Origin of the sequence: Saccharibacillus qingshengii (assembly GCF_013185195.1) — a bacterium.
Classification (GTDB): Bacteria; Bacillota; Bacilli; order Paenibacillales; family Paenibacillaceae; genus Saccharibacillus; species Saccharibacillus qingshengii.
The window spans coordinates 1-20,618 of sequence record NZ_JAAZWC010000043.1; the positions used below are offsets into that span (position 1 = coordinate 1).

At 55.6% G+C, this 20,618-nt stretch carries 18 protein-coding genes; 10 read left to right on the forward strand and 8 right to left on the reverse strand.

Annotated features, from left to right (window positions below; genetic code table 11):
- Positions 1–154 precede the first annotated feature (154 nt).
- From HRQ60_RS22045 to HRQ60_RS22055, 3 genes are all read right to left on the reverse strand, one after another.
- A complete protein-coding gene (locus HRQ60_RS22045; protein ID WP_172200396.1) occupies positions 155–2,119 on the reverse strand; it encodes a beta-glucoside-specific PTS transporter subunit IIABC in 1,965 nt (654 codons plus the stop codon).
- A 299-nt stretch (positions 2,120–2,418) separates the two neighbouring features.
- Positions 2,419–3,249 (reverse strand): BglG family transcription antiterminator LicT, encoded by an 831-nt coding sequence (licT, locus tag HRQ60_RS22050; RefSeq protein ID WP_172200398.1) that lies wholly within the window; start codon positions 3,247–3,249, stop codon positions 2,419–2,421.
- A gap of 252 nt (positions 3,250–3,501) precedes the next feature.
- Positions 3,502–4,941 (reverse strand): 6-phospho-beta-glucosidase, encoded by a 1,440-nt coding sequence (locus HRQ60_RS22055; RefSeq protein WP_172200400.1) that lies wholly within the window; start codon positions 4,939–4,941, stop codon positions 3,502–3,504.
- 338 nt (positions 4,942–5,279) lie between these two features.
- Here HRQ60_RS22055 and HRQ60_RS22060 point away from each other — a divergent pair, with 338 nt between their 5' ends.
- Both HRQ60_RS22060 and HRQ60_RS22065 read left to right on the forward strand, forming a co-directional pair.
- The gene (locus HRQ60_RS22060; RefSeq protein ID WP_172200402.1) at positions 5,280–6,341 is read left to right on the forward strand and encodes a Gfo/Idh/MocA family protein; all 1,062 of its coding nucleotides are present in this window, start codon (positions 5,280–5,282) and stop codon (positions 6,339–6,341) included.
- A gap of 243 nt (positions 6,342–6,584) precedes the next feature.
- Entirely contained in the window at positions 6,585–7,055 is a 471-nt protein-coding gene (locus tag HRQ60_RS22065; RefSeq protein WP_172200403.1) for a GNAT family N-acetyltransferase, read from the forward strand.
- A 132-nt stretch (positions 7,056–7,187) separates the two neighbouring features.
- On the opposite strand, the gene HRQ60_RS22070 is transcribed toward HRQ60_RS22065, so the two are convergent.
- Positions 7,188–7,868: a GntR family transcriptional regulator gene (locus HRQ60_RS22070; RefSeq protein ID WP_172200405.1), complete on the reverse strand. Its 681-nt coding sequence runs from the start codon at positions 7,866–7,868 to the stop codon at positions 7,188–7,190.
- 205 nt (positions 7,869–8,073) lie between these two features.
- Between HRQ60_RS22070 and HRQ60_RS22075 the strand changes: the two genes are divergently transcribed.
- From HRQ60_RS22075 to trxA, 3 genes are read left to right on the forward strand one after another with little or no spacing between them, the layout of a single operon-like run.
- Positions 8,074–8,523 (forward strand): OsmC family protein, encoded by a 450-nt coding sequence (locus HRQ60_RS22075; protein ID WP_172200408.1) that lies wholly within the window; start codon positions 8,074–8,076, stop codon positions 8,521–8,523.
- A 33-nt stretch (positions 8,524–8,556) separates the two neighbouring features.
- Positions 8,557–8,892, forward strand: a complete 336-nt coding sequence (locus tag HRQ60_RS22080) for a thioredoxin family protein (RefSeq protein ID WP_172200411.1) — start codon at positions 8,557–8,559, stop codon at positions 8,890–8,892.
- Positions 8,893–8,950: 58 nt separating this feature from the next.
- Positions 8,951–9,265, forward strand: a complete 315-nt coding sequence (gene trxA, locus HRQ60_RS22085; RefSeq protein WP_150231650.1) for a thioredoxin — start codon at positions 8,951–8,953, stop codon at positions 9,263–9,265.
- A gap of 359 nt (positions 9,266–9,624) precedes the next feature.
- Here the strand turns inward: trxA and HRQ60_RS22090 are convergent, their stop codons facing one another.
- Together HRQ60_RS22090 and HRQ60_RS22095 are read right to left on the reverse strand one after the other, a co-directional pair.
- Positions 9,625–10,812 carry an MFS transporter gene (locus HRQ60_RS22090; protein ID WP_172200414.1) on the reverse strand — a complete coding sequence of 396 codons (1,188 nt, stop codon included), beginning with the start codon at positions 10,810–10,812 and terminating at the stop codon, positions 9,625–9,627.
- A 40-nt stretch (positions 10,813–10,852) separates the two neighbouring features.
- Complete coding sequence (locus tag HRQ60_RS22095) at positions 10,853–11,617, reverse strand: MBL fold metallo-hydrolase (protein ID WP_172200417.1); 765 nt, start codon at positions 11,615–11,617, stop codon at positions 10,853–10,855.
- A gap of 129 nt (positions 11,618–11,746) precedes the next feature.
- Here HRQ60_RS22095 and HRQ60_RS22100 point away from each other — a divergent pair, with 129 nt between their 5' ends.
- The gene (locus tag HRQ60_RS22100; RefSeq protein ID WP_172200420.1) at positions 11,747–12,160 is read left to right on the forward strand and encodes a winged helix-turn-helix transcriptional regulator; all 414 of its coding nucleotides are present in this window, start codon (positions 11,747–11,749) and stop codon (positions 12,158–12,160) included.
- A 176-nt stretch (positions 12,161–12,336) separates the two neighbouring features.
- Positions 12,337–12,882 carry a cysteine hydrolase family protein gene (locus HRQ60_RS22105; RefSeq protein ID WP_172200423.1) on the forward strand — a complete coding sequence of 182 codons (546 nt, stop codon included), beginning with the start codon at positions 12,337–12,339 and terminating at the stop codon, positions 12,880–12,882.
- Positions 12,883–12,972: 90 nt separating this feature from the next.
- Here the strand turns inward: HRQ60_RS22105 and HRQ60_RS22110 are convergent, their stop codons facing one another.
- Both HRQ60_RS22110 and HRQ60_RS22115 read right to left on the reverse strand, forming a co-directional pair.
- The gene (locus tag HRQ60_RS22110; protein ID WP_172200426.1) at positions 12,973–15,528 is read right to left on the reverse strand and encodes an FAD-dependent oxidoreductase; all 2,556 of its coding nucleotides are present in this window, start codon (positions 15,526–15,528) and stop codon (positions 12,973–12,975) included.
- On the reverse strand, positions 15,521–15,838 hold the full coding sequence (locus HRQ60_RS22115) for an ArsR/SmtB family transcription factor (protein WP_172200438.1): 318 nt from the start codon (positions 15,836–15,838) through the stop codon (positions 15,521–15,523). The genes HRQ60_RS22110 and HRQ60_RS22115 overlap by 8 nt, the downstream gene beginning before the upstream one ends.
- Positions 15,839–16,022: 184 nt before the next feature.
- Here HRQ60_RS22115 and HRQ60_RS22120 point away from each other — a divergent pair, with 184 nt between their 5' ends.
- The 3 genes from HRQ60_RS22120 (at position 16,023) to HRQ60_RS22130 (ending at position 20,463) form a co-directional block, all read left to right on the forward strand.
- The gene (locus HRQ60_RS22120; protein ID WP_172200429.1) at positions 16,023–18,392 is read left to right on the forward strand and encodes a glycoside hydrolase family 31 protein; all 2,370 of its coding nucleotides are present in this window, start codon (positions 16,023–16,025) and stop codon (positions 18,390–18,392) included.
- A 225-nt stretch (positions 18,393–18,617) separates the two neighbouring features.
- On the forward strand, positions 18,618–19,583 hold the full coding sequence (locus tag HRQ60_RS22125; RefSeq protein WP_172200432.1) for a 3'-5' exoribonuclease YhaM family protein: 966 nt from the start codon (positions 18,618–18,620) through the stop codon (positions 19,581–19,583).
- 238 nt (positions 19,584–19,821) lie between these two features.
- Positions 19,822–20,463, forward strand: coding sequence for an NAD(P)-dependent oxidoreductase (locus HRQ60_RS22130; RefSeq protein WP_172200435.1), 642 nt, complete (start codon positions 19,822–19,824; stop codon positions 20,461–20,463).
- The last annotated feature ends 155 nt before the right edge of the window (positions 20,464–20,618 follow it).

The window sequence follows — 20,618 nt, forward strand, 5'->3', positions numbered from 1 at the left end:
TCAACACGCGACCGGAACGAATTTCTCCCGCAGCCGACGAGCTTCTACAACGAATAGGACTTTCTCGACAGCCTGACCGCCATCTTTGGGATGGCGGTCTTTTCGTTAGATCTTTTTATAGGCAGATCCTTCACAGTCGGTATCGGCCGGGAGATCAGGCGCTCGCTGTCGAGCCGCTCGCGCTGTCGCCGTCCGCGCTACCCAGCGGAACCGTCTCCAGCAGTTCTTCGCCGGCTGCGATTTGGCCCTGCTGCAGCGGCAGAACGTCTTCGTAATCGAACGTGTTGGTGACGATAACCGGGGTGACCGTCGGATAACCGGCAGCGCGGATCTGCTCGATATCGAATTCCAGCAGCAGCTGGCCCGCGGTCACACGGTCGCCTTCCTGGATATGCGAGGTGAAGTACAGGCCGTCGAGCTTGACCGTATCGACACCGACATGGACGAGAATCTCGGCGCCGCTGTCGGACACGACGGCAAGGGCGTGCTTTTTCTTGAATGCGACGGTGACGGTACCGTCGAACGGAGCGACGACCCGTCCGACACTCGGCTCGATCGCTACGCCTTTGCCCATGGCTTCGGCCGCAAAAGCCGGGTCCGGGACATCCGCCAGCGGAATTACGGTTCCGCTGAGCGGGCTGAGCGCGATTTCCGCGGCGCCGCCGGCAGGTTTGGCCGCAGACGGGGCGGAAGCGGCCGGGGTCGCCGCCGATCGGTAAGCATCCCCGGCAGGCACTTTGCCGCCGTCGCCTTCTTCGACAGGATCTTTGAAGCCGAGCAGGTAAGCCAGCGTGGCGGAGATCAGGAAGGAAGCGGAGATCCCGATAATCAGTGCCGGGAAGCCCTGGCCGCCCGGTCCGTAGAAGATCGGCAGGGTCAGCAGGCCGGGCGCGCCGGAAGCAAAAGCTTCGGTGCCGCCCTGGCCGATAATCGCGCCGCCGACCGCTCCGCCGATAATGCCTGCGATAAACGGACGTTTCAGCGGCAGGGTGACGCCGTAGACGGCCGGTTCGGTAATGCCGAACAAGGCGGACAAGGTAGCGGAACCGGCCAGCGTCTTGAGCTTCTTGTTCTTGGTCTTGAGCATGACGCCGAAGGCTGCACCGGTCTGTGCGAAGACCGAAGCCGTCGCGGCGGGCTTGATACCGTCGCGGCCGTAGACCGCGATATTGTTGATAAATACCGGAACGAGTCCCCAGTGAACGCCGAAGATAACAAGCAGCTGCCAGCCTGCGCCGAGAATCGCGCCGGCGATCAGCGGGCTGAACGAGAAGGCGGCCAGCAGGGCATCGGCGATGCCGTTGCCGACATAAACGCCGAACGGACCGAACACGATCAGGGTCAGCGGCACCATGACCGCCAGCGAGATCATCGGGGTCAGGAAGTTTTTGACGCTTTCATGAATAACGCGGTTGAAGAATTTCTCGAGCTTGCTCATGACGATGACGGCGAGAATGATCGGAATGACCGTCGACGAATAGCTCATCATAACGACCGGAATACCGAAGAAGTTCACATCGAACTCCGCTCCATTCAGCGCAGTGACGGAAGGGAGCAGCAGCGCTCCGGCAATCGTCATGGCGGTGAAGATATTGCCTCCGAACTTGCGGGCGGTCGTCACGGCGAGCAGGACCGGCAGGAAGTAGAACAGACTGTCCGCGGCGCCGAACAAGATGATGTAGGTGGGGTCCGTTTTCGGCAGCCAGCCGAAGTTGTCCGCGATCAGCAGCAGGCCTTTGAGAATACCCGCGCCGGCCATGACGCCGAGCAGCGGAGCAAAGATGCTGGAGATCACATCGATCAGCGCTCCGAATCCTTTTTTGCCGGCCGCCGCTTTGTCGTTCGTGCGGGCTCCGTCTTTGGATTCGTTCAGAATACCGGATACTTCGCCGATCGCGGCGTAGACTTCCGGAACCTTGTTGCCGACGACAACCTGGAATTGTCCGCCGCTTTCTTTGACCGTGATGATGCCGTCTGTTTTTTCCAGTGCGGCTTTGTCCGCTTTGGCGTTGTCTTTCAGCGTGAAGCGGAGCCGTGTAGCGCAGTGGACGAGCGAGACGACGTTGCTTTCACCGCCGACGCCCTGTACGATTTCGCGCGCCAATTTTTCGTGACTCATGTCGGACACCTCCAAATATTTTATGAATATGAACATTTTGGGTGATTTTGACAAACAAAAAACCTAAGCCTTGAAAAAGAGCAGAAGAAAAATTCCGCTGTTTTTCAGAGCTTAGGTTTTGCCTGCTTCACCAGTAACAATCCCGATAAAAGGTATTCGGTTTGGATGTGTCTAGAATATAACGCTTCCATACACTTGTCAACGCATCCATTACGATTTTTTGAAATTTTCCGGCAGATCGGTTCGTCAAACGCAGACGCAGACAGACGGTGTGGACAGTCCGGGCTTACCTGCGGAGCTTATCGGTTGACGACACGTTCCAGATGAACCGTCAGATAGAGCTTTTCTTCGTTCGTCAGTTCATGGTTGTATTCTTTGAGCACAAAATTGCGGATTTTCTCCGTGCACCGGGCGGCTTCGGGATGTTTTTCACGGATCACGTCGTACAGATGATCGTAGTTGTTCTCGTAATGCGTGCCTTTGAATACCCGCTGGGCGAAAAATTTGAGATGGGTGATAAAGCGGAAGTAGCTGAGCGATTCTTCGTCGAACTCCGTTTTGAAATGGTATTTGACGATATTGATAATCTGCTGCATAAACTTGGTGATGTTCATCGTGGTCGAGACTTCTTCATTCATCTCCGCATTGACGATATGGATCGCAATAAACGCGGCTTCGTCTTCGGGAAGGTCCAGCTGGAGTTTCTCTCGGATCTGATCCAGCATACGAAGTCCGATCCGGAATTCGTCTTTGTACAGCTGCTTCACTTCCCACAGCAAAGCGTTCTTGATCTCGATCCCTTCCTGGTGCCGTTCGATCGCAAAGTTCACGTGGTCGGTCAGCGATACGTAGAGATTCTCGTTCAGTTTGCGTCCAAGCGTCTGCCTGGCATAATCGATGATCTCTTCCACCATGACGACCAGGTCGATCGGCACTTCGCGCAGCAGCATTTTGAAATTGTCGGTCGTCTGCTGGTTTTTGAGCGCAAACACTTTCTGGACGCTGCGTTCGTCGACCGGATCTCCGATTTTCTTTTTGAATGCGATTCCCCGGCCCATCACGACCAGCTCCGTCCCGTCCGCCTGATAGACGCTGACGACATTGTTGTTGATGACTTTGGCTATTTTCACGCGGATTCCCCCAAACTCTCTGTCTGTCCCCTAAGATTAAACGCAAAAAACCCAAGGCACGGCAAAGCTGCAGAATCCGCCAAACCGGTTGGGGATCTTCGTTAGCCGTGACTCGGGTTTTGCCTGCTGTGCAGTAACAATCCCGATAAACGATTTAGTTACATCCAGTGTAAAGGGAGGGTGGATTCTTGTCAACGCTTTCAATCCGGCGCGCGGCAAACGGAATCCTTAAAAGGATTCCGCCGCTTTCTTTTATCCTTCCAGCTCGGCGCCGTTTGTCGCGATCACGTTTTTGTACCAGTCGAAGCTTTTTTTCTTCAACCGATCGCCTGTGCCCTGGCCTTCGTTATCGCGATCGACGTAAATGTATCCGTAGCGCTTGCGCATTTCGCCGGAAGAGGCGCTGACGATATCGATCGGTCCCCAGCAGGTATACCCGAGGATATTCACGCCGTCTTCAATCGCTTCGCCCATCGCGGCTACGTGGCGTTTGAGGTAGTCGATCCGGTACTCGTCGTCGATCGAACCGTCCGGCCGGACTTCGTCGTGCGCGCCGAATCCGTTCTCTACGACGAACAACGGTTTCTGGTAGCGGTCGTGCAGCTGGTTGGCCGTAATGCGCATCCCGAGCGGATCGACGGTCCATCCCCATTCGGACTTGGTCAGATAAGGATTTGCGACCGAGCCGAATACATTCCCGCTGGTCATTTTCTTGTTTACTTCCGGATCGGTGCTTGTCGTACGGCTGGAATAGTAGCTGAAGCCGATATAATCGACCGTATGGCCGCGCAGGAGGTCGGCGTCGCCGTCTTCCATGGCGATTGCGAGGTTGTGGTCCCGGAAAAAGCGTTTGGCGTAACCGGGATACTCGCCGCGCGATTGGACATCGATAAAGAAGTACGATTCGCGGTCTTTTTCCATGCCTTGATAGACGTCTTCCGGGTTGCAGGTGAACGGATAGAAGCTGCCCGCCGCAAGCATGCAGCCGATCATGGCGCCGGGAGCGATCTCATGGCAGGCTTTGACGGCCAGAGCGCTTGCGACCAACTGATGGTGCGCCGCCTGATATTTGATCTGCTCCACATTGTCGCCTTCTTCGAACGTCAGACCCGCTCCGAGAAACGGCAGATGCAGCAGCATATTGATCTCGTTGAACGTCATCCAGTATTTGACCTTGGATTTGTAGCGTGCAAGCACGGTCTTGGCGTAATGTTCGAACAAGCCGACCAGTTTGCGATGGCGCCAGCTGCCGTATTTTTCAATCAGATTCACCGGTACATCGAAATGCGCAAGCGTCACGATCGGCTCGATCCCGTGCTTCAGCAGTTCGTCGAACAGGTCGTCGTAGAACCGCAGGCCTTGTTCATTCGGAGTTTCTTCTTCGCCGGTCGGGAAAATGCGCGCCCAGGCGATCGAGACCCGCAGGCACTTGAAGCCCATTTCAGCGAACAAGGCGATGTCTTCCGGGTAACGGTGATAGAAGTCGATCGCTTCGTGCGACGGATAAAATTCGCCTTCGAGCGGCGTCAGCGACGGTACGCTTCCCTGCATGATCGCGCGGCGTTTGGCGCCGGTCGGCAGCAGATCGACGATGCTCAGGCCTTTGCCTCCTTCGAGGTAAGCACCTTCGGCCTGGTTCGCCGCGATCGCGCCGCCCCAGAGGAAATTCTGCGGAAATGGAGTAGTGGACATGATGATTCTCCTTTCGGATAGGGAAGAATGAGGGAGGCTGCCGCTTGGGACAAATAAAAAACCCGAACCGTCCCGGCTGCGCGTAGGCGCAGGTCAGGTCGGCTCAGGTTATGCCCGAATGGTAACATCCCAGGAGTCAATGAAGTTGTCTGTTCCTTTTAAACTTTAAAGATTGTCCGGGCAAATGTCAAACGTCGGCGGCTGACAGATCTATTCGTTCGTAACGTTTCACAAAACGATCAAATAGTGCTAGCGCTTTCTTGATTGGTTCTTATATATTAGAACTTGTGGAACATGATCTTGTATCCGGCGCGTTCGGGGGAAGGGAAGATAAGTAAATGGAAAATAACAAAACGTATCGCCTTGTGATTGCGGGTTTTGGCGGAATGGGCAGCTATCACGGACAATTGGTGGAACAAGCGGGCGGGATCGCCGTTCACGGCGTGTACGATCCGATCGAATACCGGATGGAATTGGCACGCAGCCGCGGCTTCCAAACGTACGACAGTTTTGAAGCGGTGCTGGAAGACAGCGAAGTCGATATTGTCCTGATTGCAACGCCAAACGATGTACACAAAGAACTTTCGATCCGGGCGCTGCAGGCGGGCAAGCATGTGATCTGCGAGAAGCCCGTTACAATCGAGAGCGCGGAACTTACGGAAATTATGCAGGCGGCAAAGCAGGCGAACCGGGTCTTTACCGTGCACCAGAACCGCCGTTGGGATGAAGATTTCCTGATCGTCAAAGATCTCTTCGACAAGAAGAAGGTCGGCGACATCTTCCATCTGGAATCGCGCGTTCAGGGAGCGAACGGAATTCCGGGCGACTGGCGCCAGCTCAAAGCCTACGGCGGCGGGATGCTGCTCGATTGGGGCGTCCATCTGCTCGACCAGCTGCTTCTGCTTACGGACAGCCAGATTCACAGCGTCCATGCCGAACTGAGTTATATTCTGGGCACCGAAGTGGACGACGGATTCACGGCGACGATCAAGTTCAAGGACGGACTGACCGCCGTGATCGAAGTGGGCACGACGAATTTCGTCAAGCTGCCCCGCTGGTATGTAAAAGGAACCGAAGGAACGGCCGTTATTCGCGATTGGGATCTGAGCGGCGAGATCGTGACCCGCAACCGCGAGGTCGAACATGTCGAGCCCAAACCGATCCAGGCCGGCAAAGGACTGACCAAGACGATGGCGCCGCCGTCCGAGGAATCGACGCTTCGCGCCGCGATCGAGCGGGTCGAAGATTTGTCCGACAGCTTCTATGACAACTTCGTGGCCGTATTGGAAGGAACGTCAACGACGGCCGTACCCAACAGCGAAGTGCACCGCGTGCTGACGCTGATCGAAACGATTTTCGAATCGGCCGCCAGCGAATCGGTCATTGTCAAAGAATTCTGATCCGTGCACAGCCCGCTGCGTTGAATCTACAGGACATCTCCGATCGGAATCGGGATGTCCTTTTTTGCTGATGAAGCCGCGTTGCAGCCCAATCCTTTATATAATCAAGCGAAGAGGCCCAACCTCTTTATTAAATGCGTTTATTTCTGCGTCCTTGCCGGGTTACACTTAGGGTGAAAAAGAAAATCGGCGGGTTCCAAAAGTCCCCCGCATCTATGCTAGGAATGGAGCGCGAAAAACAACATGACTATCGAATTAAGAACCGTAGACAGCCGCAGCAGGGATGCCATACAGCGTATTTACGAAGACTCCTTCCCCGAAGAAGAGATGATCGCCTATGAGACCCTGATCGAAATCAGCAGCAGCCCGGATCATCTGTTCTACGGTCTATACGACGGCGATTCGCTTGTCGGCATGACCTATCTCATTACGACGGGCAGCATGCTGTACGTCCTGTATTTGGCCATCAGACAGAATCACCAGAGTCAGGGCTACGGCAAAAAAGTGATTCGGGAGATTGTAAGGCGCTACCCGGATTATCGGATCTGCCTGAATATCGAAGAAGTCGAGGCCAAATACGAGAATTATCAGCAAAGAATCAAAAGAAAAGAATTCTATCGTTCTTTGGGATTCGAAGATCAGGGATATCGGATCGACAATGCCAAAGGGTATACGTTCGAAACGCTGGTGGTAAACGGATCTGCTTCTTACTAAGAGGTCGAAGCGCTGTTTGCTTACTTCAAACAGCTGGACGGAAGATCGGAATAAAGAGAGGCTTGGCCCACGATCCGCGGATCGAGAAGGCCAAGCCTTTTTGCTTCGGGGAGCAACCGTGAAGGTTCTCCGTCAGGAATGCCGCACCAGATTCAGCAGAAGCGAGACGTCGCGGGTAGATCCGACGGAAATGATACTTTTCCCCGCTTCGTCGGCGAATTTTTGCAGCTTTTCGGCCAAGTCCGACCTGGTGACGATCACATCCGCTGCGCCGATCGCCCGCATCACTTCTTCTTCCGACAGCGACGAAATATCCACACTCTGCACATCGGCCGACGTCAATCGTTTGATTTCGTCCAGATAGAAAATGCAGGAGCTGTCCGTGCATTCGATAAACAGGTAGCGCGGATGGCGGTTCTGGCGTTCTCCGAACAGCTGCACATAAGCGAACCCCGACAAGAGAATATCGCCGGGTGCGAGCTTCGCCTGCCGGGCTTCTTCGATCATCTTTTCGGTAAAAACAAAATGGGGATGATCGGCTTTGAACCGTTCGATCTGCCGTTCATCGGCTACCTGCGTTCCCCGTCCTTTTTGCATCAGCAGCAGTCCGTCTTCTTTTAACTGCGTATAGACGCTTTGGATCGTATTGCGGTTGATCGACAGCTGATCCGCCAATTGGTTCGTGGAAGGCAGCGCATCGCCGGGTTTGAGCAGCTCTTTGCCGATCAGCCATTTGATCTGTTCCTTGATCTGGACATGGATCGGCAGCGGAGACTGGGGATCGACTTTGAATAAAGCGTTCGAATTTTCCATGAAACACGACCTGCTTTCTGAATTGCCTATTGATTTAGATAAGTTAAGCTTAAAAAAGAATACGGCAAAAATCAAGCTTTACCGCCTTTGCTCCTTATATTGAGCAGGCCGAGCCTTCATGCTCTCTTGACAACCTCAAGAGGAAGGATTATTCTGTATACATAGATGATTATTTAACTAGTTAATTGAAATGGAGTGAACGAACATGGATCAATCGAAAACGAGTATAAGCACGGTTTGGAACGGAGACCGAAGCGGTCAAGGCACGGTCGAGTCCGGTTCCCTGAACGCGCCGATCGCGATTCCGCAGGCGTTCGGCGGGACGGGCGCAGGCACGGAACCGAAAGAACTGCTGCTGTCTTCGGCTTCGGCGTGCTTCACGATGACGCTGGTCGGGCTGCTGGAATCCCGCAAGCTGCCTGCCGCACGCTTGGCGATGAACTCGGAAGTGTCGATCTCGTCGGAAGGGATCATGAAGATGATCCATCGTCCGGAGCTTGTATTTCCCGATGGCACGCCGGATGAGTCGATGCAGCTTGCCGAGCGCACGTTCGAAGCGGCCGACCGTCAGTGCAGCGTAGGCAATCTGCTGAAGAAAGCCGGCGTCGAGATCGAGATCGAAGGCCGCGTATCGGCCGGCGCCGGCGCTGTCTGAACCGGAACGCAAGATCAAGGAGGGGCAACACGCATGAAAAAAGGGCATGACCTGCATACGGCCCAGGCGATGGACGAGTTCGTCGGACAGCCGGGGCTGCGTTTCCTGTACGTGTCCGCGCCCGATTGCAGCACGTGCCGGGCGCTGCTGCCCAAGCTGCAAGAGCTGCTCGGCGACTATCCCGCGATTGAGTTCGCGCACGTGGACGCCGCCGAGGTCGAAGAAGTCGCGGAACGCTTCCTTATTCTGGCCGCGCCGATTCTGCTGCTGCTGGTCGACGGCCGGGAATACCTGCGGGAAGACCGCTTCGTGCGGTTCGGTCCGCTGCGGGAGCGGTTGGACCGCATTCACGAATTGTACGCGGGATGAAGGTTGTCCCAGCGAATCCCATAACTTTAATCCCATAACCGTATAGGAGGAATTTATAATGGCTGTTACACATACGTCCGATCAGACTTTCATGCAGGATGTGCAAGACGGGTTGACGCTGGTCGACTTTTGGGCGCCGTGGTGCGGCCCGTGCCGGACGATCGCTCCGATTCTGGACGAGCTGGACACTGAACTCGCGGGTTCCGCGCATATCATCAAGCTGAACGTGGACGAGAATCCGCAAATTTCGGGCGCGATCGGCGTGAAAAGTATTCCGGCACTGGTCCTGTTCAAAAACGGCCAACCTGTCGAAGGCGTCGTCGGCGTGCAGAGCAAAAGCGCGTTGAAGCAGATGATCGACAAGCATCGCTGATTCGGCGTTCGAGTACACTTGACCGCCTACCTATTGCGCACAGCGCAGGAACACGAATTGCACGCAAAAGAGCCCAAACCTGAGTTTGGGCTTCAACGTGTCGAGAAAGTCTGATTCCGAGAGAAGCGAGGAAGCGGAGGGAGAAAATCAGTGAAAGAACGATAGTGTTCGCCTTTGAAATCGGGAAAATTCTATTGAAATTTGATCGTTTTTCCCGATTTCAACACGCGACCGGAACGACTTTCTCCCGCAGCCGACGAGCTTCTACAACGAATAGGACTTTCTCGACAGCCTGAAGCCCAGACCTGAGTTTGGGCTTTTTCGCGTGCATATTGAACGATCCAACCGTTGTTTGGCGGTCAACCGTTTTCCCGGTTCGCCGCTTCAAGCTTGCGTACCCGGCTTTCTTTTTTGCCGTACAAAAAGTAATAAAGCAGGATGGAAGCCCAGATGATTCCGCCGAGCAGCACGTACAAGCCGCGGTAACCGGTTAGCGGGATCAGCAGCCCGATCAGCGCCGGCCCGAATCCGTTCCCGAGATCGAAAAACAAAAAGAACGTCGCGGTCGCAAGGCCGACCCGCCCGGGTTCGACCGACTGCACGGCCGCGGTCTGCGACACGGACGAGAGATTGCCGAACCCGAGCGCGATCAACGCGGCTGCGACCAGCAGGCCGACGCTTTCCCAGGCGGAGCCGAGCAGCATCATCCCGGCGCCGAACAAGACGAACGCCGGATACATGATGAGATTGGCGCCTTTTTTGTCGATCAACTTGCCGGTGAACGGCCGTGACACAAGCACGAATACGGTATAGACCATGAAGAAAAAGCCGGCCGTGTCGACCAGATCCAACTCTATCGCGTACAGGTTCAGGTACGAGACGATCGCCGAGAAGCAGAATGTCATGACGAATATGTGGATCGAAATCGGCAGCGCTCTCGGCTCGATGAAGTTGGACAGCTTGAAGCCCGGGCCCGGCCGCGGAGTGGTGGAAGGAAAGGCGGGCACGGCCAGCGGAACGGCGATCAGCAGATTGACGAGGCCAAGCGCAAGGCAGAAGACGAAAATCGCGCCGAAGCTCGTGTGCTGGATCATGTACAAGCCGATAAACGGTCCAAGACCCGTCGCAAGCGCCGTGCTGACCGCGAAATAGCTGATGCCTTCGCCTTTGCGCGATCCAGGCAGGCTGAGTACGACGATCGTACTGACGACCGTCGAGATGATGCCAAGCGTCACTCCGTTCAGGAATCGGCTCAGCACCAGAAATCCGATATTGAGCTGAACAAAATAGAGCAGCGTGGTCAGCGCGAACATGAGCAGCGCGAGCAGCAGTTTGGTCTTGGAAGGCGCAAGGCGCCCGACCCACAATCGGCCCGTCAAAGAACCGATAATGAAGATGCCGGCGATCAGTCCGGTCTGGGCACTGGACGCCTGGAATTCCCGCATCGCGTACAGCGCGATCGTCGCGTTGAGCAAAAAGAAAATCAGCGTGACGAAAAAATTGACGACGGAGAGCACAATGAAGTTTTTGGTCCAGAGTTTATCCATCCCCGGCATGTCCTGCCGGCCCTGCGCAAGGTTCGTCATCTTAGAAGATATGCGATTCGCCGTCTTCCGGAATGAGCAGCTTGGCGTCGAAGCCTTTGTGCTGCGCGAACCGCTTCAGGTCTGCCCGAGGCAGCAGCCAGTGGTTGACCGCTTCCATATGGACGGAGATCAGTACAGCGCCCGGAGCGGCCCGGTGCACTTCGTAAATATCGTCTTCGCCCATGATCAGCGCGCCTTGACCCTGAACGCTGTTCTTGCCGCCGTTCACGATGATGATTTCGGGATCATGCGCGTCGATCTCCCGTTTGACGCCTTCGTACCAGACGGTATCGCCGGCCAGATACAGCGTCTTTTCTGCGGCATGCTTGAACATAACGCCGCATACGTCGCCCATCTGCTGGAGGAGAGCTTCGCCTCTGCCGTGTTCGCCCTGCGTTTTGATCAGGGAGATTCCGTTGAACCGCGTCTGCGCCGTCAGCACTTCCACGTCGAGGAATCCGTCCGCCCGGATAAGGTCCGCATCGCGCTCGTTTTGCACGAACACTTTGAGAGTTTTGGGAATCGCTTCTTTGGCGGCTTCGTCGTAATGGTCCAGATGCAGATGCGTCAAGATGACGGCGTCGACGCCGCCGAGAATCTGTTCGAGCGGCATAGGCAGCTCGACGGTCGGATTGCGCAGCTGTTCGCCGTATCCTACCGCAAAAGGTTCGTAGCGGCCTTGTTCGGCGAGCATCGGATCGATCAGAAAGGTCTGGCCTGCATATTGAAGGATAACGGTAGCGTTTCGGATGTGTTGAATGCGCATGGGTGTGAATTCTCCTGTCGGGTCTGTTTTTTCGTACGCTTTTCAGTCTATACTAGACAGCAGGTTCGAATAAACGGCCTGAATAAAGCGTTTGACCCGATTTACTTTGTTTTTGAAAGGAGATTGTTTGTGGATCAGACCGATAAACGCATTATCGAAGAATTGGGCCTCAACAGCCGGATTACGATGAAAGAATTGGGAGAACGGGTGCATCTGACCGGCCCGGCCGCTGCCACGCGGGTCGAGAAGCTGGAAGATCAGGGAATTATCGAAGGCTACGGGGTACAGGTCAATCACGCGAAGATGGGCTGTTACACGTACGCTTTTTTGAATATCTACATTAAGGAAACGTCGCATCAACCTTATCTGGAGTTTACCCGCGAGAAAAAAGGGTATGTGCTGAACAATTACAAGATCAGCGGAGACGGCTGCTACTTGCTGGAGAGCCGATTTCCGAGCAACGAAGCGCTGAACGAATTCCTGGTCGAGCTGAACGAGTATGCCAATTACAAACTGTCGATCGTGCTGGACAAGACGCTGTGAGAAAAAGAAACAAACGGAAGGCCCGAACACGCTCGGGTTTCTGTTTCCAAAGAAATGCTGCACTTCCTTTCGCCGTGAAATCGTTTGACGACAAAGCGTTTCGCCGGAGCCTGTACCGGTCACTCGGTTTTCTTTATGCTTGATAAGGTAAACAAATTAAGGATGAGGTGAATCGAATGACTACCGCTTTGATCTTGGTCGATATCCAAAACGATTATTTCCCGAACGGAAACATGGAATTGAGCCAACCCGAGCAGGCGGCCGCCAATGCCGCTAAAGTGCTTGAACAGTTCAGAACAGAACACAAGGATCTCATTTTCCATGTGCAGCATATCGCCGCCGACCCGGCTATGGGATTCTTCCTGCCGGATACGAACGGGGTGGAGATCCACGAAGCCGTTAAGCCGAAAGGCGACGAGAGCGTAACCATCAAGCATTTCCCGAACAGTTTCCTGCAGACCGATCTGGAGAGCAAACTGAAAGAAAAAGGCGTGACCGACTTGGTTGTCGTAGGCATGATGACACATATGTGTATCGATGCTACCGTGCGGGCCGCAGTCGATATGGGCTACAAAGTCACATTGATCGAAGACGCCTGCGCGACGAGAGAACTTTCCTACGCAGACAAGACCGTAACGGCCGAGCAGGTTCAGTATGCTTTTGTCGGCGCACTCAACGGCATGTATGCCCAAGTCACGTCCGCCGAAGCTTTCCTGGGTTAATCAAATCGGTTTTAAATAAAAAGCAGCGGCGTCATTTTCCTGATTCACGGAAAACGGCGCCGCTGCTTTTTTGCGTACGGGATAAGGAAGTTAAACGAACAGATTATGGTTGGCTCCAGCCGCTTGTCCCAGATAATAACCGACGCCGCCGCTTTTGACAGTATCCATCAGTTCATCGCGATGAATGCCCATCAAGTCCATCGACATCTGGCAGGCGACCATCTCGACGCCCTGATCGGCCGCGCTTTGAATCAACTCTTCCAGGGAAGCGACATTCTGACTCTTCATCAGGCCCCGGATCATCTTGGGGCCGGCGCCCAGCATATTCATGCGCGACAGCCCCAACTTGCGGCTGCTGCGCGGCAGCATCAGATCGAACATACGGCCCATTGCCGATTTGGGTACCGGTTGGCGCTGGGGTTTGCGAATAATATTCAGTCCCCAGAAGGTGAAGAACATCGTCACTTTGCGTCCGCTCGCCGCCGCGCCGTTGGCAATGATAAGCGACGCGATCGCTTTGTCCAGATCGCCGCTGAATACGACCAGCGTACTGGCGGGGTCGGATTGAACCGGAGCCGAGGAAGGGGAAAGGGGCACAGTCTTCGCAGCCTGCTTGCCAAGAATAGCTTCGATAGTACCGCCTGAACCGCGTTCAAGCTGCAGCAGCGAGGAATCCGTCATCTGGGCCCAGGCCCGAATATCTTCGTAGAATCCCGGATCGGACGCTTGAACGCGCAGGACTTGTCCATCTGCCAATTGATCCATGGCCTGCTTGACCTGAATCAGCGGTCCCGGGCAGCTCAAGCCGCGGGCATCCAGTTCCCGGTCGATCCGAAGCGGCGGCGTATCGACAGCCTGTTTCCGTTGTACCGCAACCGGCGTGCTCTCCGCCCGCACGGGAGGAGCGGTGTCTGCCGCGGGAACTTCGGCCGTACCGCTGCGCTTTCCGGTTCCTCCGCCATTCGGATCTTCGGGGCCCGGGCCTTGATCGGACCATACCGCTTCGGGCTGGAACTGCGCCTGGCGGTACGTCTTGTATCCGCCGCTGAGGTTGCGAACGTCAAATCCGTACTGCCGCAAAATTTGCGAAGCCGTATACCCGCGCAGGCCGACCTGGCAGTAGGCCCAGATTTCTTGGGAAGGATCCAGTTCGCCAAGCCGGCCGCGAAGCTCGTCGACAGGAATAGAGATCGATCCGGAAATGTGGCCGCCCGCATGTTCCAATTCACTGCGTACATCCAGCAGAACGGAATGTTCCGGCCGCTCGGACAGCTGGTCGTAAGAGAACGATTGAACCCGTCCGGAGACGATATTCTCCGCGGCATAACCGGCCATGTTCACCGGGTCTTTGGCCGAAGAAAACGGAGGGGCGTAACTCAATTCGAGCTCGGTCAGATCGCGGACGTGCCCGCCGAAATGGATCGCGACGGCAATATCGTCGATCCGTTTCTCTACGCCTTCATATCCGACGGCCTGGGCGCCGAGCACTTTGCCTTCCGGAGTGAACAGCAGCTTCAAAGCGATCGCGCTTGCGCCCGGATAATAGGAAGCATGGGAAGAGGGATGTACAATAACGCTGCGGTAAGCGGTGCCGAGGCGCTTTAGTGTTTTTTCGCTGCTGCCGACCGAAGCTCCCGTCATGTCGAATACTTTGATGACCGACGTGCCCATCGTTCCTTTATAAACAGAATCGAGTCCGGCGATCCGGTCCGCCGCGATTCGGCCCTGCTTGTTGGCCGGACCGGCCAGCGGCACTGCCGTTCGGGTACCCTGCACGTAATCCGACACTTCGATCGCATCGCCGACGGCATAGATATGCGCGGCGCTCGTCTCCAGCGCTTCGTTGACGACGATATGGCCGCGAGGGCCGAGCTCGATGCCGCTGCCCTCGAGGAAGCGGGTATCGGGAACGACTCCGATAGCGAGAATGACCAGATCCGCCGACAGCGTGCGTCCTCCGGTCAGGTCGACTCCGATCCCCGTGCCGACGGGGCGGAATCCCTGTACACGCTGCGAGAACAGCAGCTTGACGCCGTGCTGCTGCATTTCTTGAGCCAGCGAAGCGGCCAGTTCGGGATCAAAAGGCGCGAGCAGCTGGGCATTGCCTTCGACGAGTGTCACATCAAGGCCGGCTTCCTTAAGATTCTCCGCCATCTCGACGCCGATAAATCCGCCGCCGATCACGATCGCGGACCGGCTGCCGCCCAGGACCTTCTCTTTGATCCGGTCGATATCGGGAATATTGCGGACCGTATGGATCAACGGATGGTCGACGCCGGGCAAATCGGGAACCAGAGGCCTGGCGCCCGGTGACAGGATCAATTCGTCGAACGATTCTTCGTACCGGCCGCGTTCCTGGCTCTCTACCTGTACGCTTCGGCGCTGCGGATCGATTGCGATCACTTCGCTTTTGGTGCGCACATCGATCCGGAAGCGGCCCGCCATCCCTTCGGGGGTCTGCACCAGCAGTCGTTCGCGGTCTGCGATCGCTCCGCCGATATAATAAGGCAGACCGCAGTTGGCGAACGAAATATAAGGTCCTTTTTCAAACAGAACAATCTCGGCGTGCTCATCCAGGCGGCGCAGCCGGGCGGCAGCCGATGCGCCTCCCGCGACGCCTCCGACGATCAATACTTTTTTACTCATCCCTGCATTCTCCCTCTCCGAATAAGATATTCACAATGTCTTCGATCCGGCGGTCAGCCAGAATATAATTGACTTCCAGACCGCTGCGCTCCGTGGTGACAATCCCTGCGCTGCGAAGCTTCTGCAGATGCTGCGATACGGTCGACTGCGGAAGATCCAGGCATTCCTGCATATAGGAAACGTTGCATTTCTTCTTGCGCATCAGCCCGCGTACGATGCACAGGCGAATCGGATGGGACAAAGCTTTGAGCAGATTGGCCGGCTCTTCGAACTTCTGGAGATCGGAGTCGGCAAAAGCAAAATCGGTCATCATAAAGCCTCCTATATCGTTATATTAGAATATTACGATATATAGAAGAGTCTTGTCAATTTTTCCGGATAGGTTCATGTTTCGGCATTTGCCGATCGTCTATTTGACATCGCTTCCATTTTGCGTCAATGTAGAAGATGAGTCTAGAGAGCAAACGATTGCACTGAAGGAGGATGAATCACGAATGTGGGGTAAACGAACAGGTTACGACAAGCAGGAACAGCGGGTGCAGCTTCATTTCGAGCATGGGACAGGGCGAATCGAGGTTGTGAATCCGGGAGTGGTCCATGTATTTGCGCCGCTGCATACGCCGGAGCCGGAATCGCGGGCGGTCGAGCAGCCGAATCCGGCGTTTACCGCGTGCGATATTCGGGTCAGCGAGCAGAGCGGCTTCGTCGAGATCGCCACGGAGCAGCTGATCGTGCGCGTCTACGATCATTTCAAAGTCGATATCTACGATGCCGCGGGTACGCCGCTGTGCCTGGATTACCGGGGCGAACGCGATCCGTTCCCGCGCCGGGGCAACGTCAGCATCGCGGAGGGAGAAGGTCACGCCGCCATGCGCACGAGCGAACACCACAAGATTCAGGTCCTCAAAGCCATGGAAGGCGAAGAGCGGTTCTACGGCCTGGGCGACAAGACGGGACCGCTCAACAAACGGGGCTACGAATACGAAATGTGGAATACGGACGATCCGTCGCCGCATGTCGAGAGCCATAAATCGCTGTACAAAAGTATTCCGTTCTTCATCACGCTGAAGGAGCGGGCGGCCTACGGGCTCTTTTTCGACAATCCGTTCAAAACGTTCTTCGATCTGGGCAAAGAAAATTCGGATTACTATTACTTCGGCGCCGACGGCGGCAACCTGGACTACTACTTCATCTACGGCCCTGATATCAAAAACGTCGTGACGCGCTACACCGCTTTGACCGGCCGCACGCCGCTTCCGCAGCTCTGGACGCTTGGCGCGCATCAATCGAGATGGTCGTATGCGCCGGAATCCAGAGTGCTGGAGATCGCGGAGAAATTCCGGGAACACGATCTGCCGCTTGACGTGATCCATCTGGATGTCGATTACATGGACGGGTACCGCGTGTTTACGTGGAACAATGAACGCTTCCCCGATCCGGCGGCACTGACGAAACGGCTGGGGGACATGGGGATCAAGGTCGTCACGATCATCGATCCGGGCGTCAAAAAAGACCGCGGTTACGGCATCTATGAAGAAGGGTTGGAAAAAGGGTTCTACGCGACCGACCGCGACGGCGTGCCTTACGTCAACGCGGTCTGGCCGGGCGACTCCGTCTACCCGGACTTCTCCGACGAGCCGGTGCGCCGCTGGTGGGCGGACAACCAGAAGATCATGCTCGACGCCGGCATCGCGGGGATCTGGAACGACATGAACGAACCGGCGAGCTTTAACGGACCGCTGCCGGACGATGTGCGCTTCAAGAACGACGGACGAGGCGCCGATCACCGGGAGATTCATAACGTCTACGGCCATTTGATGTCGAAATCGACGTACGACGGCATTCTCGAAGCGAGCGGGAAACGACCTTTCGTTATTACTCGCGCCGCGTATGCGGGGACGCAGAAGTATTCGACGGTATGGACCGGCGACAATCAGAGCTTCTGGGAGCATCTGCGGCTGTCGATTCCGATGACGCTCAACCTGGGACTGAGCGGATTCGCGTTCAACGGCTGCGACGTCGGCGGTTTCTCGCACGACTGCACGCCGGAACTGCTCGCGCGGTGGGTGCAGGTCGGCGCGTTCAGCCCGCTGTTCCGCAACCACACGGCGATCGGGACGCGCGATCAGGAGCCGTGGGCGTATAACGAAGAAACGCTCGACGCGTACCGCAAAGCGATGAAGCTGCGCTACCGCCTGCTGCCGTATCTGTATGATCTGATGCGCGAAGCGGAGCAGACCGGTCTGCCGCCGATGCGTCCGCTGGTGCTGGAGTTCCCGGAAGATGCGAACGTGCACGAGATCGACGATCAGTTCCTGTTTGGCAGCCGAATGCTGGTTGCACCCGTAGTCGAGCAGGGCAAGCGGCATCGGGCCGTTTATCTGCCGGAAGGGTCGTGGGTCGATTTCCGCAGCGGAGAGAAAATGGAAGGCGGCCGGGTGATTCTGGCGGAAGCGCCGCTCGATGTATGTCCGATCTACGTGCGCGGGGGCTCGTTCCTGCCTGCCTATCCGGATCAGAAGTATGTGGGCGAGCTGAAGATCAAAGAACTGCTGCTGGACGTCTACCCGGGTACGGGCGAATATATCCATACGCAAGATGACGGAGAGAGTTTCGATTACCGCAGCGGAAGTTACAACGAGTACCGATTCAGTCAGAGCGAGCAGAACGGAGAGCTTGAGATCAAGCTGGAACTCGGCAATTCCGGGTATGAAGAGACGTACGGTTCATTCCGTCTCACCGTACACGGACTGTCCGTTTCTTCGGTGGAGCTCAGCGGAGAAGCGATTCCTTTCCTGGCGGAGACCCGGGGAACGACGTTCCATATTCCGGCAGAGAACGGCACCGTCAAATTGATCCGATAAACCGATCTTTGCACCCGCGGCTTCGCGGCGCAGCGGCCTGGAATTTTTCAGTCCGTCCGCCGCGAAGCTTTTTTAAAGTTCTGAATACGCCTTCTTCGCAAAAATCATGCCGGTCTGCACGTATTCGTATTTCGTTCCTGTGCCTTAACCCTATATAATAGAAGAAAGGGACGCAAAAAGAATCACCTGCACGTTGTCCCGGGACTCAACTTATGGAGGAACGCAATGAAAACGATCAAAGAATTTGTCGAAGGCGATGACATCGTAGGATTTTACCTGCTGAAGTCCGCCGATCTTAAACAAACCAATTCCACGCCGCCCAAAGATTATTTCGATCTCGTCCTGGCTGATGCAAGCGGAGAAATCCCGGCCAAGCTCTGGGATGTCAGTACCGCGGACAAAGAAACGTTTTTCGCGCCGATGCTTGTCAAAGTGCGGGGAGTCGTGCAGAAATATAGGGAAAAACCGCAGTTCAAAGTCAGCAAACTTCGTCCTGCCGATCCGGCAGACGGTTATACGCTGACCGACTTTATCCGTTCCGCTCCGGTGCCGCCGAACGATCTGGTCTATACGATCAAGACGACGGCCGCCGGAATCTCGGATACCGATCTGCGCCGCCTGGTCGATTACTGCATCGAGAAAGTCGGCGACAAGCTGATGCATTATCCGGCTGCCAAAGCGATGCATCACGCGTTCTACGCGGGTCTCGCTTACCACACGGTCCGTATGCTGGAACTGGCGGAATTCCTCTGCAAGCAGCGTCCGTTCCTGAATCGGGACATGCTGCTCGCGGGTATCATTTTGCATGACATCGCCAAGACGGAAGAGATGACTGCGGAACTTGGCGTCGTCTCCGAATACAGCTTTACCGGCAAATTGATGGGACATCTGGCGCTCGCTTCGACCTGGGTTACGGAAGCGGCGATCAAGCTTGAGATGGATCCGTCTTCGGAAAAAGTGATTCTGATGCAGCATATGATTCTCGCCCATCATAACAAAGGCGAGTGGGGCAGCCCGGTGCAGCCGCAGACCGCCGAAGCGATCGCCCTGCATTATATCGATCAGCTCGATGCCAAGCTTCAGGCGGCCGAAGATGCGCTCGATATGATGCCGGACAACGAAGAATGGACGATTCCGCTGCGCGTGCTGGAAGGCAAAGCGCTGTACCGCGGACCCAAAGACGCCAACTGACTGCGGCCGTGTGACAGCCATCGCAGCAGAAGAAACAGCCGCATTTCGTACCCGAAGATCGGGCGGAAATGCGGCTGTTTTTTGTTGGCCCGCTCTTTTTCAAAAAGAACGTTGACAAACCCGAGTTAATGTAACTATAATAGTTACAAATAGATCGATACAGAAAACCTGCCGGGTTTACGTATATCAGCGGCAGTCTCCCGTATCCGGCTACATCAAATCATTGGAGGTTTTTATTATGAAAATTGCAGTTATCGGCGCAACCGGCAAAGCGGGAATGTTGATCGTCCAAGAAGCTGTCCAACGCGGACATGAAGTGACCGCTTTTGTTCGCGACGCATCCAAGTTCAATGAAGAAGGCGTATCCGCCGTACAAAAAAACGTGCTTGAGCTGACTTCGGAAGATGTCAAAAGCTTCGACGCCGTAGTGAATGCGATCAGCATGCCTCCGGGTCAAGAATCGGGCCATATCGAAGCAGGTCGCAAATTGATCGAAGCGTTCAAAGGCGCACCCGCTTCCCGTCTGATCGTGGTCGGCGGAGCCGGCAGCCTGTTCGTGGACGAAGCGCAGACGACCCGCCTGGTCGATACGCCGGACTTCCCGGACCTGTTCAAACCGACCGCTTCCAGCCAAGGGCAGAATCTGCAGGACCTGCAGGCCTCCGAAGGCATGCAGTGGACTTTCCTCAGCCCGGCCGCTTTCTTTGACGCCGAAGGCGCAAGAACCGGCAGCTATCAAGCCGCCGGCGAAGTGCTGACCGTCAACGCCGCCGGCGACAGCTATATCAGCTATGCGGATTACGCGATCGCCGTCGTGGACGAGATCGAGAATGCCAAGCATGTGAACGAACGTTTCAGCGTAGTCGGCGAGAAAGCCTGAGCTTGATTTTTTGACGGAGAGCCGGTCCGATTTCTCTTCGGCGATCCGGCCCTCCAAACGAAAAACGCGATCCCCCAATAAACTGTACCCTACAAGATGGACACTTTGAAAAAAGTCATCTTGTAGGGACTTTTTGTGTACAATAAAGAAAAAAA

Bases quoted from the DNA above. Each gene is read 5' to 3' on its own strand.
- HRQ60_RS22090 (WP_172200414.1), bottom strand. From the start codon at position 10,812: ATGGATAAACTCTGGACCAAAAACTTCATTGTGCTCTCCGTCGTCAAT.
- HRQ60_RS22110 (WP_172200426.1), bottom strand. From the start codon at position 15,528: ATGAGTAAAAAAGTATTGATCGTCGGAGGCGTCGCGGGAGGCGCATCG.
- HRQ60_RS22115 (WP_172200438.1), bottom strand. From the start codon at position 15,838: ATGACCGATTTTGCTTTTGCCGACTCCGATCTCCAGAAGTTCGAAGAG.
- trxA (WP_150231650.1), top strand. From the start codon at position 8,951: ATGGCTGTTACACATACGTCCGATCAGACTTTCATGCAGGATGTGCAA.
- HRQ60_RS22105 (WP_172200423.1), top strand. From the start codon at position 12,337: ATGACTACCGCTTTGATCTTGGTCGATATCCAAAACGATTATTTCCCG.
- HRQ60_RS22055 (WP_172200400.1), bottom strand. From the start codon at position 4,941: ATGTCCACTACTCCATTTCCGCAGAATTTCCTCTGGGGCGGCGCGATC.
- HRQ60_RS22060 (WP_172200402.1), top strand. From the start codon at position 5,280: ATGGAAAATAACAAAACGTATCGCCTTGTGATTGCGGGTTTTGGCGGA.
- HRQ60_RS22130 (WP_172200435.1), top strand. From the start codon at position 19,822: ATGAAAATTGCAGTTATCGGCGCAACCGGCAAAGCGGGAATGTTGATC.
- HRQ60_RS22075 (WP_172200408.1), top strand. From the start codon at position 8,074: ATGGATCAATCGAAAACGAGTATAAGCACGGTTTGGAACGGAGACCGA.
- HRQ60_RS22070 (WP_172200405.1), bottom strand. From the start codon at position 7,868: ATGGAAAATTCGAACGCTTTATTCAAAGTCGATCCCCAGTCTCCGCTG.
- HRQ60_RS22080 (WP_172200411.1), top strand. From the start codon at position 8,557: ATGAAAAAAGGGCATGACCTGCATACGGCCCAGGCGATGGACGAGTTC.
- HRQ60_RS22065 (WP_172200403.1), top strand. From the start codon at position 6,585: ATGACTATCGAATTAAGAACCGTAGACAGCCGCAGCAGGGATGCCATA.
- HRQ60_RS22095 (WP_172200417.1), bottom strand. From the start codon at position 11,617: ATGCGCATTCAACACATCCGAAACGCTACCGTTATCCTTCAATATGCA.
- HRQ60_RS22120 (WP_172200429.1), top strand. From the start codon at position 16,023: ATGTGGGGTAAACGAACAGGTTACGACAAGCAGGAACAGCGGGTGCAG.
- HRQ60_RS22125 (WP_172200432.1), top strand. From the start codon at position 18,618: ATGAAAACGATCAAAGAATTTGTCGAAGGCGATGACATCGTAGGATTT.
- HRQ60_RS22045 (WP_172200396.1), bottom strand. From the start codon at position 2,119: ATGAGTCACGAAAAATTGGCGCGCGAAATCGTACAGGGCGTCGGCGGT.